The sequence below is a fragment of the Chitinophaga silvatica genome, assembly GCF_003419895.1.
Lineage (GTDB): Bacteria > Bacteroidota > Bacteroidia > Chitinophagales > Chitinophagaceae > Chitinophaga > Chitinophaga silvatica.
In genome coordinates this window covers 78894-95676 of sequence record NZ_QPMM01000002.1, presented here as the reverse complement: position 1 = coordinate 95676, position 16783 = coordinate 78894, and the positions used below count along the sequence as shown (strand labels likewise).

The window sequence follows — 16783 nt, the reverse complement described above, 5'->3', positions numbered from 1 at the left end:
CGACGACGAAAAATTTAATAATCAGGAATCCGAATTATTAATTTTTCAACCTGTTAAGAATGTTAATATCTACTGAGCGTGTGTTTCTGTAGACCATAGTAATAATAGCCAGGCCAATTGCTACTTCGGCTGCGGCTACCACCATTATAAAAAATACAAACAGTTGAGCTGAAGAGGCATCAACCCTGCCTGCATCTGCCCACATTTTGGAGAAAGCAACCATTAAGAGGTTTACAGCATTCAGCATCAGCTCTATGCACATAAAAATTATGATCGCATTTCTGCGCATCAGTACACCCATCACACCTATGCAAAATAAGGCGATACTCAGAAATATGTAATATTGAACAGGCATAAAATAAGTTACGATTTACGAATTACGAATGACTGTAAGTGCTAGTCTTTTCTACCAATTACTACAGCTCCTATCATTGCACTCAGAAACAAGATGCTGCTTACTTCAAAAGGAACAACATATTGTTTGAATAATGCAAGACCAAGATTATGAATCAGGCCAATCTCATTAGCTTCCGGACTCAGGGCAGGCATACTTGCATCCCGCAATGCAGCTACCAATACTACCAGTAATGCACCACCACTGATGGCTCCTGCATACTTTAACCAGTTACGTTTCTGTGGTTCCAGTTCGGCATTAAGGTTCATCAACATTAATACATACAGGAACAATACCATGATTGCACCTGCATAAACAATGATATGTACTACTGCCAGAAACTGAGCATTCATCATTATATAATGGCCAGCGATGGCAAAAAATGTAATAATGAGGCACAATACACTGGTCACAGGATTTTTACTCAACACCACTCCTAACGCTGAAGCCAGCGCAACCACCGACAGCACCATGAAAATTATTTGTTGGATACTTCCCATCTCTGCTTTTGTTTTTTATTATTTACCCTGTGCTTTAGGATCAGGAATCAGCAAATCGTCTTTACCATAAATGAAGCCTTTACGTTGATAGTTTGCCGGAGCAAATGTTTCAGAAAGGTAGATAGCATCTTTAGGGCAGGCTTCTTCACAGAAACCGCAGAAAATGCAACGCAACATATTGATCTCATATCTTGCTGCATATTTCTCTTCTCTGTAAAGATTTTCTTCTCCTGGTTTTCTCTCTGCCGCTTCCATGGTAATGGCTTCAGCAGGACAAGCTACAGCGCATAAGCCACAGGCAGTGCATCTTTCGCGTCCTTCTTCGTCACGGTTCAGGATATGTAATCCACGAAATACCGGGCTAAACTCACGTGTTTGATCAGGGAAGCTTACTGTAGCCTTACGCTTGAAGATGTGCTTAAAAGTAATACCCATACCTTTTCCAATAGCAGGAAGGTATAACTTCTCTGCGAGCGTCATCGGCCGGCGGTCTACTTGCTTTGCCCTGTTAGTTAATGGTTGCATAATGAATGCTTTATTTAAACCACATTAAAGTGGAATGAATTAAAAATTAAGAATGATGTCTGAACAACTCGATTGCTCCGGTAATCAGCATATTAGCCAATGATAAAGGAATCAATACTCTCCAACCCAAACGCATCAGCTGATCGTAACGGAATCTTGGAACTGTCCAACGTACCCACATAAAGATGAATATGAAGATGAGCGTTTTTATAAACAAAGCCAGGAATCCTATTATTGTAATCAGGTTTGGTGATAATGAAGATGCCAATGAAGTCATACCAGGGAAACCATAACCACCCCAGTAAAGAGTTGCCATCAATGCAGAACTAATAAACATATTGATATACTCTGCAAACAGGAAGAAGCCCAGTTTCATAGAAGAGTATTCGAGGTGATAACCACCATTCAGTTCATTCTCTGCTTCCGGTAAGTCGAACGGTGCACGGTTACATTCTGCAAAAGCACAGATCAGGAATATTAAGAAGCCTAAAGGTTGTATAAACGCATTATAAACACCACTGTTAATCTGTTGTTCTACAATTGTTTTAAGGCTAAGCGTTCCAGTGGTCATTAACAAAGCAATCAGTGCAAGACCCATTGGCAGCTCATAGGAGATAATCTGTGATGCAGCACGAACAGAAGCCAGCAAGGAATATTTGTTATTCGATGCCCATCCACCTATCATAATACCATAAACACCCATGCTCACAACCGCGAAGATGTAAAGGATACCAATGTTTACATCTGCTACCTGTAAAGAAACTTCACGGCCAGCGATGGTAAGCGTACCTCCCCATGGAATAACGGCACTGGTCATACAAGCTACCACCATTGCAATGGAAGGGCCTAATACGAACATAAACCTGTTAGCGGAGGTAGGAATGATCTCTTCTTTAAAAAAGAGCTTTCCACCATCAGCCAAAGGTTGTAATAACCCCATAGGACCTGCACGGTTAGGGCCTAAACGATCCTGAATCCAGGCTGCTACCTTTCTTTCTCCCCAGGTAGCATACATGGCTACTACCAATGAAAGAACCAGTATCACTGAAATCAGCAATATCTTTTCAATTAAAAAAAACCAATCTATGCTTAATAAGGTCATCTCCTTTTACGAATTACGATTTACGAATTACGATTTCTTTATAATAAAATCATCAGAATGTGCCGGTCCCTCAATCTTCGACAAATCAATTTCCGGTCTGTTAACCTGACTTTCAGAGTGAATATTAAACAGCAACTTTGGTTTTCTACCATCCAGTACATCCACCAATGGATCCAGAGGTTTCACGGTATTTACGTACTGGCCTTGAGAAATAACGCTATGATGATTTATTTTACGAGGGCCTTCAATTACCCAATCATTTTTATCTTTCTTCTCGAAACGGCATTCATCGCAAATGAAGTTTTCCACTTCTCCGTATTCATCCTTTCTGGCAGTTACCCTGAACACTTCATCACCACGCATCCACAATACTACTTTACCGCAGCATTTAGGGTTGTTGCAATTTCTGTGGGCATCTACAGGTTTCAGGAACCATACTCTGTTTTTAAAGCGGAAAGTATTATCAGTTAACGCACCAACAGGGCATACATCAATTACGTTTCCGATAAAATCGTTATCAAGTGATTGTTTGATATAGGTTCCGATTTCGGCAGCATCGCCTCTACCCAGGATACCATGTTCTCTTTTTTGGGTAAGCTGATCGGCCGTAAACACACAACGGTAGCAGAGAATGCAACGGGTCATGTGTAATTTGATTTTATCGCCCAGATCTACTTTATCGAAAGTTCTGCGTTTGAATTCGTAACGGGTAGCTTCAGAACCATTCTCGTAGCCAAGATCCTGTAAGTGGCATTCTCCGGCCTGATCGCAGATAGGGCAATCGAGCGGGTGATTGATCAGCAGGAATTCTACTACACCTTTACGGGCATCCAGTACTTCAGGAGAAGTAATGTTAGCGACTTCCATACCATCCATAACGGTGGTACGGCAGCTGGCTACCAGTTTAGGCATTGGGCGCGGGTCTGCGTCTGAGCCTTTAGTTACTTTTACTATACAGGTACGGCATTTACCGCCACTACCTTCAAGTTTAGAGTAATAACACATGGCTGGCGGCACCACTTCTCCTCCAATCAACCGGGCCGCATTCAATATGGTTGTACCGGGTTCCACCTCTACTGAGATGTTATCGATTTTAACCTTAAACATTTTTTTATCCTCCGCCATCTTACTTATATATTTTTGCTTTTGCTCGCAAAGTTTTTAAGGACTTTTAAGCTCGCGAAGCTTTTTCTAGAGATTATTAACTATTCTGTGTATTCCCAATTTTATCAGAGGAACATTGAAGTTTACCAGTAATCCCAATTTCAACTCCATTAACTTCAAGTAGGTAAGTACTTGTTTATAATGTAAATTTTTCAGTTCCTCAACCGATTTAACTTCTATTAAGACCTTTTTATTAATCAATAAATCCGTTCTAAATGCCTTTTCGAAAATCAAATTTTCATGAATCAATTTCACTTCCAACTGCCTTTCACAAATAAGATTTCTCTTCTTTAATTCATAATCTATCAGTTCTTCATACACAGATTCATACAAACCTGGTCCAAATTTCTGATGAATCTTGAAACAAACATCTACAATCTCCTTAGAGATTTCATTTTCTGTCATGGATGAAATTTATTTAGGTTAACAATTATCAGAAAACATCTTATGAATCTTAATTGATCTCTGCTTCTCTGCGAGCAACTACACTGCAGCTGGTGCAGGGATTGGATCAGCGTAATGAGCTAAACCGAAGTTGCGTTTCTGAGATTCTTCAGGATTTAAGACATGCCATTCGAATTCATCGCGGAAGTGACGGATAGCTGCTGCTACAGGCCATGCTGCTGCATCACCCAGCGGACAGATAGTATTACCTTCAATTTTGCGTTGAATATCCCATAACAAATCGATATCGCTCATTTTTCCTTTTCCGTACTCGATGTTCTGCAATACCTTTTTCATCCAACCGGTACCTTCACGGCAAGGGCTACATTGGCCGCAGCTTTCGTGATGGTAGAAACGAGCAAAAGTGAGTGTATTACGAACAATACACTGGTCTTCGTCCATTACAATAAATCCGCCTGATCCGAGCATTGAACCGGTAGCGAATCCGCCATCGGCCAGGCTTTCGTAAGTCATCATACGGGTTTCGCCTTTAGCTGTTTTCAGCAACAGGTTTGCAGGTAATACCGGAACTGAAGAGCCACCCGGAATACAAGCTTTCAGGCGTTTGTTGTTTTTAATACCACCGCAATATTCGTCAGAGTAAATGAATTCCTCTACTGAAATGTTCATTTCTATCTCATAAACACCTGGTTTATTGATATTTCCGCAGGCAGAAATGAGTTTAGTACCGGTAGATTTACCAGTACCGAATTTAATATATTCGTCACCACCGATGTTGATAATAGGTACTACGGCAGCTAATGTTTCAACGTTATTTACAACAGTTGGGCATTGGTACAGACCTTTTACAGCAGGGAAAGGAGGTTTGATACGAGGATTACCGCGTTTACCTTCCAGGGATTCTATCAAGGCAGTTTCTTCACCACAGATATAAGCACCGGCACCGCGTTGTACATATATTTCGAGATCAAAGCCGGTACCGAGGATATTTTTTCCTAACCAGCCTTTATTTTTAGCTTCAGCGATAGCTTGTTCCAGAATTTCAGGGATCCAGGCATATTCGCCACGGATATAGATATAGCAACTGTTAGCGCCGAGTGCGAAGCTGGAGATGAGTAAACCTTCGATCAGTAAGTGAGGGATAAATTCCATCAGGTAACGATCTTTGAAGGTACCAGGTTCGGATTCGTCGGCATTGCATACCAGGTAACGAGGTACGCCTTCTGGTTTTGCAATAAAACTCCATTTCATGCCGGTAGGGAAACCAGCACCACCGCGACCTCTAAGTCCGCTTTTCTTTACCTCGTCCAATACGCCGTCAGGGCCCAGATTTTTCAGCGCCTTTTCAGCAGCAGCATAACCGCCATTGCTCCGATAGGTATCGTAATAGCGGATACCTTCAATATGTGCTTTATCTAACAATAATTTGCGTCCCATTTTCTTCCTTATGGTGTTTAACAGATAGGTTTTCCAACCTGCTAACAGATTTTTGTATATATCTTTTATGCCTTACGAATGCCGTGATTGGAAATTCTTTCTCCGATACGATAGAATAATAATCCGGCACTTAGTCCGCAGATAAAGGAAATAAAGGAATTATCTATGCGCCACAGGGCGGAAAGTAATCCTACCAGCAGTAAAACTTCGATGATCTGAAGTTTATGTCGCAGGTATATTTCCTTTAAGCGAATGAATATAGAAAACAGCTGAAGCATTAATTAGCGTTTGCTTTAGCTCTGCATTCAGCAATTATTTCATCCACTTTGGCAGGAGTGAGATGCTCACGGTAATGTTTGCCCAATTGCATCATTGGAGCATAACCACAAGCCCCCAGGCATTCAACTGTTTTAAGTGTAAACAGTCCGTCTGCGGTTGTTTCACCAACTCCTATACCCAGTTTACCTTTTATATAGTCAATGATCTGATCGGAGCCACTTACCATGCAAGGGCCAGTTTGGCAAACTTCAAACATATAGGTGCCTACTGGTTTCAGGTTAAACATGCTATAGAAAGTAGCTACTTCATACACTTCGATTGGTTCCAGTTGCAAGAGGGCAGCAACATAGTCCATTGTTTCTGCACTTAGCCATCCACCAAATGCTTCCTGGGCCAGGTGTAGCACCGGGATCAACGCACTTTTCTGCTTTCCTTGCGGATAGCGTGCGATGATTTCTTTTACTTTATTCAGTTTCTCTTCAGAAAATTGAACCACAGCCATTATATTTTAATCAGCTTAAATCTTCAAATATCAATAGACAATTACGCATCCAGCTCTCCCGCGATCAGGTTCAGGCTACTCATAACAACGATAGCATCGCTGAGCATTGAGCCTTTAATCAGTTCGGGATAAGCCTGGTAGTAAATGAAACAAGGACGGCGGAAATGCAGGCGGTAAGGACTGCGGCCACCATCGCTGATCAGGTAAAAGCCTAATTCACCATTTGCGCCTTCTACGGCGTTATATATTTCACCAGGAAGGATATCTGTTTCACCCATCACTATTTTAAAGTGATAAATGAGTGCTTCCATCTTGGTATAAACATCTTTCTTGTCGGGTAGGTAATAAGCAGGAACATCGGCATGATAAACATCTTCCGGTAATCCTTTTAATTTTTCCATTGCCTGACGAATGATGCTGATACTTTCCCACATTTCGGCATTTCTAACCTGGAAACGATCGTAGCAATCGCCGGTCGTTCCTACAGGGATAGAGAAGTCGAAATCTTCATACGAGCAGTAAGGGTTAGCAACTCTCAGGTCGTAATCCACACCGGCGGCGCGGAGGTTAGGGCCTGTAAAGCCGTAGTTCAGGGCTCTTTCTGCGCTGATACCACCTACACCCTGTGTACGATCCATGAAGATACGGTTACGGGTAAGTAAGGTTTCAAATTCTTTCAGAACAGCAGGATATTCGTCGAGGAATCGTTGAATTTTTGCGAAAGCAGCGGGGGTAAAGTTTCTTTCGAAACCACCGATGCGGCCAATATTGGTAGTAAGACGGGAACCGCAGATTTCCTCATAGATTTCATAGATTAATTCGCGGTAGGTCATTACATAAACGAAACCGGTGAGGGCACCGGTATCTACGCCCATTACAGAACTACAGATAAGGTGGTCTGCAATTCTGGCCAGTTCCATGATGATAACACGCAGGTAATCAACTCTTTTAGGGGTTTCGATACCCAGGAGTTTTTCTACGGTCATCAACCATCCCATATTATTAATTGGGGCAGAGCAGTAGTTAAGACGGTCGGTAAGTGGAGTGATCTGATAGTAAGGGCGGCGTTCTGCGATTTTTTCAAAAGCCCGGTGTATGTAACCTACTGTAGGAACAGCGGAAACGATACGTTCACCATCGATTTCCAGAATATTTTGGAATACACCGTGAGTTGCGGGGTGTGTAGGCCCGAGGTTCAGCGTTGTAGTATCCTTTTCTATTGAGCCTTCCGGCAGTTTTACATGTAGTTTCTGATCTAGCATAACCTGGTAGTATTAAATGGTTCCTCCCCTTCCAAACATTTCATCATCTTTATCTATACGGGAAGCATCTTCCAGTGGAAATTCCTTTCTCATGGGGAAATAGGTCATTTCATCCACATTCAGCACCCGGATCAGGTTAGGGTGGCCTACGAATTCGATTCCATAGAAATCATAAGTTTCGCGTTCCATCCAGTTGGCAGATTCATAAAGTTTAGTAGCAGTAAAAACTTTAGGTGAAGCTACCGGTACAAATATTTTGAGTCGTAATCTTACGTTATCCTGCAGATTATGAAGATGATAAACAACTGCCAATTCTTCATTTTTTCTTTCAGGATAATGCACTGCTGTGACATCCGTTAAAAAACGAAAACGCAATTCCTCGTCATCAAACAGGAATTGCATTATTTTAAGGTTAGAATCTTTTTCTGCAGTAAATGTGAGCATTCCAAACGGCTCTTCAAAGCCGGTTAGCGCTTCCCCGAATTTCTCCGTCAGGCGTTGCTGTATGCGTTCGTTTGTTAAAGACATTAACAATTTGAAATTTACGGTTTACAATTAACCATTCTCAATCCTTATCTGATACCGTAAGACTCCATCAGTTCTTTATATCTGTCGGAGTTGCGGCGACGAAGGCTTTCCTGGCCTACTAATTCCTGAATTTTCATGAATCCATCGATGATCCCTTCTGGTCTTGGGGGGCATCCCGGAACATAAACATCAACAGGGATTACCTGATCTATACCTTGTAACACAGAGTAAGTATCGAAAATACCACCGCTGGAAGCGCAGGCACCTACTGCCATTACCCAACGTGGTTCGGCCATCTGCAGGTATACCTGGCGAACAACAGGGCCCATTTTTTTGGAAATAGTACCCATAACCATCAGCAGGTCACACTGGCGGGGTGTAAAAGCCATACGTTCTGCACCAAAACGTGCAAGATCGTAAGTAGCCGCCATGGTAGCCATGAATTCAATACCGCAGCAGGAGGTGGCAAATGGTAAAGGCCAGATTGAGTTCTTACGAGCCAATCCTATTGCCTTATCAAAAGAGGTGGCATAAAATCCTTCACCGGAATATCCATCAGGGATTTCCACCATCTTCACTTTGGTATTATATTGAACTGGACGAGCCATTGAATTAAGTTTAGAGTTTTAAAATATTAGTCTTCCCATTTCAAAGCACCCTTCTTCAGGATATATATAAATCCACACAAAAAGAAGCCCACAAACATCAAAACAGCAAAGAATCCTTCTGGTCCTAACTCTCTGAAGTTGACTGCATAAGGGTAAAAAAAGATAACCTCCACATCGAATAATACGAATAGAATAGCTGTCAAAAAGTACTTAATAGCCACTGGTTGACGAGCATTTCCTTTCTGCTCAATTCCGCTCTCGAAGTTAATAAGCTTATCGCTTGTTTTACGCTTTGGGCCAAGAAAGTGTGTGGCTAACATGGTAATACCCACAAAACCCAGTGCAGCAATTAATTGCAGTACTATAGGGAGATAGCTAAAAGGAGTAGTCGTTGCTGACAAAAATACAGTTTCTGTATACATAAGCTTCCCGATATAAACATTGTCCGAATGCGCAAAAATACTGTAAGTAAACCAAATATCAAATCTATCTGAAGTTAAAATATTATCTTTTTTTACCAACCGGAAACTAAAAAACCTCCTGTTGGTACAGGAGGTTTTTATATAAACTGTAAAATACAGTAATACTATTTTTTGTTTTGTGCTGGCTTAGCTGCCGGTTTAGCTGCTTTTTCGCGAGCCGCCATGTTTTCTGTGATTTCTTTAACAGTTTGGCTGTTTGGATCAACAGAAAGCAGTTTTTCAGCATAAACCTTCACATTTTCCTTATCTTCTTTAAAATAATGATAAAGTAGTTCGTAAGTATATGCATTGATCAGGGTAGATCTGTTTTTAGCAGGATCGCCACCAGAAATCTCGATGTATTTATCGAAATAAGGTTTTGCCAACCCTTCCTGTGCCTGCTGATCTTTTGCATAATTAGCCATACCTCTCCAGTAGTAACCACTACCCAGGTCTGGTTTCAGCTCAATTACTTTACCAAAAGCTTCGTCAGCTTGTGTTAAGAGCGCCTGGTCTGCAGGTTTTGATGCCAGAGCACCATAATATTTATACAAACCAACGTTGTAGTAATCCAATGCACCTGGTTGCTCCTTATTAGCAATCATCATATCGATTGCCTTTTGGTACCATTCACCGGCTGCAGCGTATTTCTTAGCATTTTTCAGCGCTTCTGCAATCTGGCTGTAAGTTTCAGCATCTTTAGAAGTGATGGAATTAGCATACTTCTGTAAGTAGTCAACTGCTTTATCTGAGTACTGTGCCTGAGTAGCTTCATCGCTGGATTTTAAACGCATGTAGATATTGCTCAACAATTTGTAGTCGTTGGAATCCAATTTGCTTTCACCTACTTTGCTAACATACTCATCCATAGTCTTCTGAGCATTCAGAGAGTCGCCTTTCTGAAGATAAGCATCACCTACCAGGAGGCTCAACTTATTGGTATAGTACTCATTAGCACCTGGCATAGCAGCCTGACCTTTAGAGATTGCATTGTCATAATCTTTCTTGAAGAAAGAGATATATGCAGACAGATATTCGTTCTTGGTTTTATCAGCAGGATCAGCTACTTCCATGTATTTTTGGAGATATTGAGCTGCATTATCCCAGGAAAGTTGATCTTTTCTTGGAGTGATATAGAAATTAAACAGCTCGTAATAAGCAGGACCGTATTTAGGGTCCATGTTTGTAGCCTTAGCATAATCTGCCACAGCTTCAGCTTTCAGGCGAGCGTTGTAGTTTACTAATCCTTGTTTCATTACAGCTTCAGCATTATTAGGATCGAGGTCCAATGCTTTTTCGTAGCTGGTAATGGCTTTACCACCATTTTCACCACCTAAGTAACGGTAAGCGTCACCCAGTTCGATGTAATCGGCAGCAGTAGCGGTGTAAACTTCTTTTTTCTTACGGCCTTCGTTGTTCAGGAGTTTTTCCATTACAGCGAGAGCATATCCGCGATCACCACCTTTAACTTCGGTGTTTGCGTCAGCAATTGCGCGGGCAACATCACCATCACGACCCTGGGTAGCAGTGCTGGCAGCTTCAAATTTTTGTTTCGCAGCTGCAGCGTTACCATTAATCAGGTCGATACGCCCCATACCCACTTGTAATAAGTTGGAAGTTGGAACTGCCTGTAAGCCTTTTTGGAAGGTAGCAGTAGCACCAGCTACGTCTTCAAGGCCTAACTGGGCTATGCCGAGATAATAATAAGCTTTGTCATCTGTTGGTTTCGCCGCTATCACTTTCTCTAAGTTCTGTTTGGCAGACAGATATTTACCATAATATAGGTCTTTCACTCCATCTTCCACAGATTGAGCCATTACACTACTTGATGCAGCGCATAGCAATGCTACGATTAAACTTTTCCGTTTGTTCATGCAATCTGGTTTTTTAGTTTTAGTTGTGTTTTTTCTACTACTTAAGATTGGCTTCCCTGAATACTACATTTAATCTGGCAGGGAATAGACGAAACTGTTTGATAACAAGTTGTCCTTCATAACTGCCCAGAAAAGTTGCAAATCCTGTGCCTAAGCCGTGATACGGCTCTTTCAGACAAAAGAAGAAGCCACGTTTTAATGGATAAGAACCAATGCCAATATAGGCCTGGTAAGGTTTTACGAACTCTGATCCGTAATCGGCTCTCAATCTCACAACAGATACTTTTTCAGTAAAAGCGATTGAAAGAGAATCGTTAGGGTCTGAAATCCAACTAACACCAATTACCCCAATTGCATCTTTGTTCTTAGACACATAGTCCACCACTTCAGGATTAGTTTTGGCAGCCATTGTATTAGGCGGCAAAGGTTTTCCTTTATTAATGGAATCCATGATATAACGTACTGTGCTTGAGTTGGCATTATCAAACACCAGTTGCCATTTTCTTTCTGTGTTGGTACCTGCCATGATACCCCTCACCTGATCCATAGTAAGAATAGAGTCAGGATTGGCTTTGTTCACTATCAATGCTAAAGCATCCCACGCGAGTAACAAACTGTTAGGTGTTACTTTTTGCTTTTTAATATACTCACGTTCTTCCTGATTGAAATCGCGGGTAACGATAATCATTCTGGCACTATCGTCTAAAAGATCTTTAAAACATTCCGCTTCCGGCTTGTAGGAGGCTATAATATGAGCTTTCGGATACAACGACTCGAAAACTTTAATCTCAGCTTCCATCAAAGGTTGATATGTTTCATCAACACTGATGTGGATTGTTCCTTCTGTTGCCGTATCCAATTTCTTGGTATTCGTATTCTGACCACAAGCGGCAAACATTAAAGCAATTGCTGCTAAATATACAGCATTCAGCTTATTAATTGTGAAAAACATATATCTCCTCTTTAGTTCCTGTGAAAAAAAAGTTTTCTAACACCGTTAACTACTCTAAAGAGGCCGTAAATTACTAAAACCAACCCTACTATCAGCATCGTAGTATGAGATATACGAAATTCTCCCAATCCCAGCTTCTCCGCAAATATTGCGAATAAACCAAAGAGAATAAAGAATATCCCCCTTATCAATTCACTAATAGGCCGATACCTATTCTCCAGTCTCTTGCGTGTATGTTCTTCGTGCGTTTCCATTGTTAAATTACAATTATACAAAAAAAATATTTTTAATCTTGAAATGTGATTTTTAGAGGAATGTTAAAAAACTACCGTAAAATCATGCCCTTTTCCGCAACCAGACGCAATTTCAAGTATTTTTTCAACATCAAATAATTTTTTGATTCACAACAGCATCATTTCGATTATTTTATAATTAATGTACAATAATGCTATTGTTATAAAAAACTCATTCCTAGAAGATAATCTACACTATTAAGATGCAAAGGGATGCAGATTTCCATAATATCTTGTAGGTTTGCGGCCGGATAGCAAAATACCCGATACATGAAAATTTTGATGGTTTGCCTGGGGAATATCTGCCGTTCTCCCCTGGCTGAAGGAATTATGAGACACTTGTCGGACAACCAGGAGCTTGGCTGGGAATTAGACTCCGCCGGCACCGGTAACTGGCATGTTGGTCATCCTCCCGACCACCGGGCTATTAAAGAAGCAAAGAAAAACGGTGTGGATATCTCTATGCTCAGAGCCCGACAATTTCAAACTGCCGATTTCGAACTGTTTGACAAGATATTTGTGATGGATCGCAGCAATTATAATGATGTATTACGCAAAGCTGCCAACGACGCCCAAAAAGCAAAAGTTGCCTTTCTCCTGCCAGACGAAAAGGAAGTTCCGGATCCCTGGTTCGACGATGCCCTGTTTGCTCCCGTATATAAACTGATCTACAATGCCTGCAAGCAAATTGCAGACAACCAACAATAAACGTTCAAACTTATTATAATGATAAAGCCAGGTATTCCTAAAGGCACCCGTGATTTTGGCCCCGTGATAGTTAGAAAACGGAATTATATTTTTCAAACCATTCGGGAAACTTTTGAGGTTTTTGGATTCCAACCCCTCGAAACCCCGGCAATGGAGAACCTCAGCACACTCACCGGTAAATACGGTGAAGAAGGCGATAAACTTATCTTCAGAATTCTGGATAATGGCGAAATCTTCGACAGAGCTAAAGAAGCTAAGGATAATAAAGAACTGGTTAATGCCATCACAGAAAAAGCATTAAGATACGACCTTACCATTCCTTTTGCCCGCTACGTGGTGATGAACCAACACGAACTGGCTCTCCCCTTCAAACGCTACCAAATGCAACCGGTTTGGAGAGGCGACCGCCCGGCCAAAGGCAGATACAGAGAATTTTATCAGTGCGATGCCGACGTTGTTGGCAGCAACTCTTTACTCAATGAAGTGGAATTGCTCCTTATTTATGATACCGTATTCACTAAATTAGGAATGCAAGGCTATGAGCTGCGCATCAATAACCGTAAAATTCTGGCAGCCCTGGCCGAATTGGTAGGAAAACCGGAATTACTTACTGATATCACTATTTCCATCGATAAGCTGGATAAAATAGGAATGGCAGGTGTAGAAAAAGAATTACTTGAAAGAGGCCTGACTGCCGATGATATCCGTATCATTGAAAACTTCCTGAACATTAAAGGTGATAACCAATCGGTACTCGAACAACTCCGAACCCTCCTAGCCAATTCGCCCGTAGGTATGAAAGGTATTGAGGAATTGGATTTTGTACTGCATTCCGGTTATACTACCTATAACACCACTCCTATCCTTGATCTGACCCTTGCCCGTGGCCTGAATTATTATACCGGGCTGATTGTAGAGGTTAAAGCTCCTGCTACCGTTAAAATGGGCAGCATCGGTGGTGGTGGAAGATATGATGATCTCACCGGGTTATTCGGATTGCCAGGACTTTCAGGTGTTGGTATTTCATTCGGGGTAGATAGAATTTATGACGTATTGGAAGAACTGAACCTGTTTCCTGAAACAGCACAACAGTCGACCCGCGTATTGTTCCTTAACCTGGGAGAAGCCAGCGCAAAGAAGGCTTTCGGATATGTAATGCAATTGCGTAAGCAGGGGGTGGCAGCTGAACTTTATCATGAAAGCAGCAAAATGGATAAACAGATGAAACATGCCGATAAACGCAGTATTCCGTTTGTGGCCATTCTGGGAGAGTCTGAGCTGGCAGAAAACTGCATCAGCATAAAAGATTTAAAAAATGGAAAGCAGGAGAAGATTAATGGAGATGAATTATTAACATATTCATTCTAACATAATCATCAACCTAAAAACTTAATAAGGCTGTATCAAAAGTAATTTTACCCGTTTCCGGGTATCTGAAGGAGAGAATTTCATGCACACAATTCTCAAGTCCTTCAGCTTACTTCTGATACAGCCATTTCTATTTATTCTTCCGACGTATTGTTTCGCTTCTTTTCTGTTTGAACAACTTTACGGTTGGCCAGATCATATTGCTGCCCGGCGCTCAGTAAAAAGAATGGCCCCGAAGAAGCAGTATAATCTTCTTTACTATCGGTAGAGATATGCTTATTATCACTTTTTACGATCGTATTATGATCATAGATTACCACGTAGGATTTTCCGATTACCTCCAGCGTATCCTTACGTACCACTACAGCCGTAGCTTCATCTAATCCCAGCCCGATGAGCTGGGGAGATTTCCTGATAAAATCGACCAGGTCAAATTCTCTGTTCCGTTTCAGCAAATGCTGGTCAATAGCCGAATTTTTCAGAAAACCTAAGCCCTGGGTATGATCTCCCACCAGAATTTCCGGTCCTTTGGTATCGCCTCTCCATAGAAAGGAACCCTGTATGGAAGCACCGGCAGAGCTGCCGGCAATTACACCACCCCGCTCCAGCACATCCTGAAATGCCTGATGGGTAAGTGTATTCAGGTAAGAATCTGCAATTCTCCATTGGCGTCCTCCTACGAAATATACTCCCGTAGCTGTTTTAAGGGGTGCAATAAACTTCTCGCTGTTGGCTTCTTTCAGATCTGATGTATGTAATAACGTTACCTGGCGGATACCTGTTTCCTTTTTTACTATCTCCACATCTTTCTGATCAAAGGCTGCTGAATCGCCTGACGCAGTGGTTACTACTACTATCCTGGCTTTCTCTTTCCCACCAGCGAGTTCTGTAAATTTTTCCCATACGGAAGCTGTACTTCCGACATTACCACCAATAATCAATAGTGTGCCGTTTTCGGGCCCATGACGGGTAGTACCTTTTTTTATTTTAACAGGAGGTTGTTGCGCCACTACCTGCATGCCTATCAGCAATAGCAGGGGTAATAGATGTTTTTTCATGAGGTATTGTTATGTTGATGAATTAATTAATAGCCCGGATTTTGATTTTCTCCACCCAGGTTTGCAGGATCATTCAATACAGCACTGGCAGGAATTGGAAAAATCCAGAACTTCGAATCTGTCAGCTGTTTATTATAAGGTCCGAATACTTCGGCAGCACGGCCAGTTCTTACTATATCCACAAAGCGGTGACCTTCAAATGCCAGTTCATATCTTCTTTCGCTCTCAATAGCTTGTAATACTTCAGCTGGTTTGGTAGTAGTTGTGAGTTCAAATGATATAAGGTCGGCACGCCCACGAATTTCATTCAGATCAGCTACTGCACCTTTCAGATCGGGAGTTGCTTGTTTTACGCGGGCTTCGGCGCGAATCAGGTATTGCTCCGCAATCCTCAGGATGAAAATAGAACTTGTACCATCCTGCTTTCCGTATTCCACTACTTCCCAGGAAGCATCTGGCAGTTGTTTGATCAGACTACGTCTGCTTCCTGCCTTTGTTGCGTCGAGCAACAGAGCTGTAAAATCTCTTGCCGGTACATAGTCACGGCGCCCACCTTCGGCAGCCGACAGCCAGTTGGTAAAGAAGGTATTTTTATTTGCTGTACTGAATGCCAGTTCAAAGACCGATTCTGTAGTATTTTTTCCGGTGAAGAAAGACGAGAAAGGTTTTACCAGCACAAAGTTGTTATTGCTGATTACTTTGGTTGCGTACTCTGCTGCTTTATCCCATTGCTCACGATAAAGGTATAATCTCGCTTTCAGAGCATAAACACTGAAGCGGTTGGCAATATTGCGGTTTACCGTTTCTGTCAACAGCTGCTCAGCCTTATCCAGATCTGATAATACCTGATCGTAAGTCTGGTCTTTTGTACTGCGTTTAATACCTGTATACTTCAGCGGGTCCAATACTACCTGCACCCCGCCATAGGTTTTTACAAGGTCGAAATAGCCAAGAGCCCTGAGAAAATATGCCTGCCCAAGGATCTGGTTCTTTTGTCCGGTTGCAAATAATGCGTCTGCCAGTGTTGGTACCTTTGTAATAACAAAGTTCGCACGGTTAATCATGGTATAGATGGATGAAAATCCACCACCGGTACTAGCCGCAGTTTTGGTGGCCACCACAATATTCTGGTTGTTATAATTTACTACATTGTCGCCAGCCAGGTCTAGTGCTATGATCTGAGAACTGGCATATCGCTGAAGCCCGTCATACACACCCGTAAGTGCAGCCTGTGCAGACTTTCCGTCTACGATTGCTTCTTCATCAGAGATACTGGTTTGTGGATCGGTGTTCAATAGTTTAGAGCAGGATACCGAAAAGATTACCAGCACAAATATTCCTAAAATATTAAGTCGTTTCATGG

At 41.8% G+C, this 16783-nt stretch carries 19 protein-coding genes; 2 read left to right on the top strand and 17 right to left on the bottom strand.

Translation table 11 applies throughout. The features are described from left to right. Positions 1-37 precede the first annotated feature (37 nt). The 15 genes from nuoK to DVR12_RS04660 form a co-directional block, all read right to left on the bottom strand. Positions 38-355, bottom strand: a complete 318-nt coding sequence (gene nuoK / locus DVR12_RS04730; RefSeq protein WP_116974327.1) for an NADH-quinone oxidoreductase subunit NuoK — start codon at positions 353-355, stop codon at positions 38-40. Between the two features lie 41 nt (positions 356-396). Beyond that, a complete protein-coding gene (locus DVR12_RS04725; RefSeq protein WP_116974326.1) occupies positions 397-894 on the bottom strand; it encodes an NADH-quinone oxidoreductase subunit J family protein in 498 nt (165 codons plus the stop codon). An 18-nt stretch (positions 895-912) separates the two neighbouring features. Then, positions 913-1419, bottom strand: a complete 507-nt coding sequence (gene nuoI / locus DVR12_RS04720) for an NADH-quinone oxidoreductase subunit NuoI (protein ID WP_116974325.1) — start codon at positions 1417-1419, stop codon at positions 913-915. 46 nt (positions 1420-1465) lie between these two features. Continuing rightward, complete coding sequence (gene nuoH, locus DVR12_RS04715; protein WP_199417045.1) at positions 1466-2521, bottom strand: NADH-quinone oxidoreductase subunit NuoH; 1056 nt, start codon at positions 2519-2521, stop codon at positions 1466-1468. A gap of 27 nt (positions 2522-2548) precedes the next feature. Then, positions 2549-3646 (bottom strand): 2Fe-2S iron-sulfur cluster-binding protein, encoded by a 1098-nt coding sequence (locus DVR12_RS04710; protein WP_116974324.1) that lies wholly within the window; start codon positions 3644-3646, stop codon positions 2549-2551. 66 nt (positions 3647-3712) lie between these two features. Then, positions 3713-4090 (bottom strand): GxxExxY protein, encoded by a 378-nt coding sequence (locus tag DVR12_RS04705; protein ID WP_116974323.1) that lies wholly within the window; start codon positions 4088-4090, stop codon positions 3713-3715. Between the two features lie 78 nt (positions 4091-4168). Beyond that, positions 4169-5527, bottom strand: a complete 1359-nt coding sequence (nuoF, locus tag DVR12_RS04700; protein ID WP_116974322.1) for an NADH-quinone oxidoreductase subunit NuoF — start codon at positions 5525-5527, stop codon at positions 4169-4171. A 65-nt stretch (positions 5528-5592) separates the two neighbouring features. Continuing rightward, the gene (locus DVR12_RS04695) at positions 5593-5805 is read right to left on the bottom strand and encodes a hypothetical protein (RefSeq protein ID WP_116974321.1); all 213 of its coding nucleotides are present in this window, start codon (positions 5803-5805) and stop codon (positions 5593-5595) included. Continuing rightward, a complete protein-coding gene (locus DVR12_RS04690) occupies positions 5805-6308 on the bottom strand; it encodes an NADH-quinone oxidoreductase subunit NuoE family protein (RefSeq protein ID WP_116974320.1) in 504 nt (167 codons plus the stop codon). Before DVR12_RS04690 ends, DVR12_RS04695 begins: the two co-directional genes overlap by 1 nt. Positions 6309-6349: 41 nt before the next feature. Beyond that, the gene (locus DVR12_RS04685; RefSeq protein WP_116974319.1) at positions 6350-7570 is read right to left on the bottom strand and encodes an NADH-quinone oxidoreductase subunit D; all 1221 of its coding nucleotides are present in this window, start codon (positions 7568-7570) and stop codon (positions 6350-6352) included. A gap of 12 nt (positions 7571-7582) precedes the next feature. Next, on the bottom strand, positions 7583-8098 hold the full coding sequence (locus DVR12_RS04680; protein WP_116974318.1) for an NADH-quinone oxidoreductase subunit C: 516 nt from the start codon (positions 8096-8098) through the stop codon (positions 7583-7585). 44 nt (positions 8099-8142) lie between these two features. Further along, positions 8143-8706 carry an NADH-quinone oxidoreductase subunit B gene (locus tag DVR12_RS04675; RefSeq protein WP_116974317.1) on the bottom strand — a complete coding sequence of 188 codons (564 nt, stop codon included), beginning with the start codon at positions 8704-8706 and terminating at the stop codon, positions 8143-8145. A 26-nt stretch (positions 8707-8732) separates the two neighbouring features. Then, on the bottom strand, positions 8733-9128 hold the full coding sequence (locus DVR12_RS04670; RefSeq protein WP_116975105.1) for an NADH-quinone oxidoreductase subunit A: 396 nt from the start codon (positions 9126-9128) through the stop codon (positions 8733-8735). 164 nt (positions 9129-9292) lie between these two features. Then, complete coding sequence (locus DVR12_RS04665) at positions 9293-11041, bottom strand: tetratricopeptide repeat protein (RefSeq protein ID WP_116974316.1); 1749 nt, start codon at positions 11039-11041, stop codon at positions 9293-9295. A 37-nt stretch (positions 11042-11078) separates the two neighbouring features. After that, positions 11079-11993, bottom strand: coding sequence for a substrate-binding domain-containing protein (locus DVR12_RS04660; RefSeq protein ID WP_116974315.1), 915 nt, complete (start codon positions 11991-11993; stop codon positions 11079-11081). A 563-nt stretch (positions 11994-12556) separates the two neighbouring features. On the opposite strand from DVR12_RS04660, the gene DVR12_RS04650 reads away from it, so the two are divergent. Next, positions 12557-12994 carry a low molecular weight protein-tyrosine-phosphatase gene (locus DVR12_RS04650; protein WP_116974313.1) on the top strand — a complete coding sequence of 146 codons (438 nt, stop codon included), beginning with the start codon at positions 12557-12559 and terminating at the stop codon, positions 12992-12994. Positions 12995-13012: 18 nt separating this feature from the next. Further along, positions 13013-14362 carry a histidine--tRNA ligase gene (hisS, locus tag DVR12_RS04645; RefSeq protein WP_199417043.1) on the top strand — a complete coding sequence of 450 codons (1350 nt, stop codon included), beginning with the start codon at positions 13013-13015 and terminating at the stop codon, positions 14360-14362. Positions 14363-14496: 134 nt separating this feature from the next. Here hisS and DVR12_RS04640 read toward each other — a convergent pair whose 3' ends face one another. Next, positions 14497-15420, bottom strand: a complete 924-nt coding sequence (locus DVR12_RS04640) for a cyanophycinase (protein WP_116974311.1) — start codon at positions 15418-15420, stop codon at positions 14497-14499. A gap of 26 nt (positions 15421-15446) precedes the next feature. Continuing rightward, a complete protein-coding gene (locus tag DVR12_RS04635) occupies positions 15447-16781 on the bottom strand; it encodes a RagB/SusD family nutrient uptake outer membrane protein (RefSeq protein ID WP_116974310.1) in 1335 nt (444 codons plus the stop codon). Between the last annotated feature and the right edge of the window lie 2 nt (positions 16782-16783).

Bases quoted from the DNA above. Each gene is read 5' to 3' on its own strand.
- nuoK (WP_116974327.1), bottom strand. From the start codon at position 355: ATGCCTGTTCAATATTACATATTTCTGAGTATCGCCTTATTTTGCATA.
- DVR12_RS04725 (WP_116974326.1), bottom strand. From the start codon at position 894: ATGGGAAGTATCCAACAAATAATTTTCATGGTGCTGTCGGTGGTTGCG.
- nuoI (WP_116974325.1), bottom strand. From the start codon at position 1,419: ATGCAACCATTAACTAACAGGGCAAAGCAAGTAGACCGCCGGCCGATG.
- nuoH (WP_199417045.1), bottom strand. From the start codon at position 2,521: ATGACCTTATTAAGCATAGATTGGTTTTTTTTAATTGAAAAGATATTG.
- DVR12_RS04710 (WP_116974324.1), bottom strand. From the start codon at position 3,646: ATGGCGGAGGATAAAAAAATGTTTAAGGTTAAAATCGATAACATCTCA.
- DVR12_RS04705 (WP_116974323.1), bottom strand. From the start codon at position 4,090: ATGACAGAAAATGAAATCTCTAAGGAGATTGTAGATGTTTGTTTCAAG.
- nuoF (WP_116974322.1), bottom strand. From the start codon at position 5,527: ATGGGACGCAAATTATTGTTAGATAAAGCACATATTGAAGGTATCCGC.
- DVR12_RS04695 (WP_116974321.1), bottom strand. From the start codon at position 5,805: ATGCTTCAGCTGTTTTCTATATTCATTCGCTTAAAGGAAATATACCTG.
- DVR12_RS04690 (WP_116974320.1), bottom strand. From the start codon at position 6,308: ATGGCTGTGGTTCAATTTTCTGAAGAGAAACTGAATAAAGTAAAAGAA.
- DVR12_RS04685 (WP_116974319.1), bottom strand. From the start codon at position 7,570: ATGCTAGATCAGAAACTACATGTAAAACTGCCGGAAGGCTCAATAGAA.
- DVR12_RS04680 (WP_116974318.1), bottom strand. From the start codon at position 8,098: ATGTCTTTAACAAACGAACGCATACAGCAACGCCTGACGGAGAAATTC.
- DVR12_RS04675 (WP_116974317.1), bottom strand. From the start codon at position 8,706: ATGGCTCGTCCAGTTCAATATAATACCAAAGTGAAGATGGTGGAAATC.
- DVR12_RS04670 (WP_116975105.1), bottom strand. From the start codon at position 9,128: ATGTATACAGAAACTGTATTTTTGTCAGCAACGACTACTCCTTTTAGC.
- DVR12_RS04665 (WP_116974316.1), bottom strand. From the start codon at position 11,041: ATGAACAAACGGAAAAGTTTAATCGTAGCATTGCTATGCGCTGCATCA.
- DVR12_RS04660 (WP_116974315.1), bottom strand. From the start codon at position 11,993: ATGTTTTTCACAATTAATAAGCTGAATGCTGTATATTTAGCAGCAATT.
- DVR12_RS04650 (WP_116974313.1), top strand. From the start codon at position 12,557: ATGAAAATTTTGATGGTTTGCCTGGGGAATATCTGCCGTTCTCCCCTG.
- hisS (WP_199417043.1), top strand. From the start codon at position 13,013: ATGATAAAGCCAGGTATTCCTAAAGGCACCCGTGATTTTGGCCCCGTG.
- DVR12_RS04640 (WP_116974311.1), bottom strand. From the start codon at position 15,420: ATGAAAAAACATCTATTACCCCTGCTATTGCTGATAGGCATGCAGGTA.
- DVR12_RS04635 (WP_116974310.1), bottom strand. From the start codon at position 16,781: ATGAAACGACTTAATATTTTAGGAATATTTGTGCTGGTAATCTTTTCG.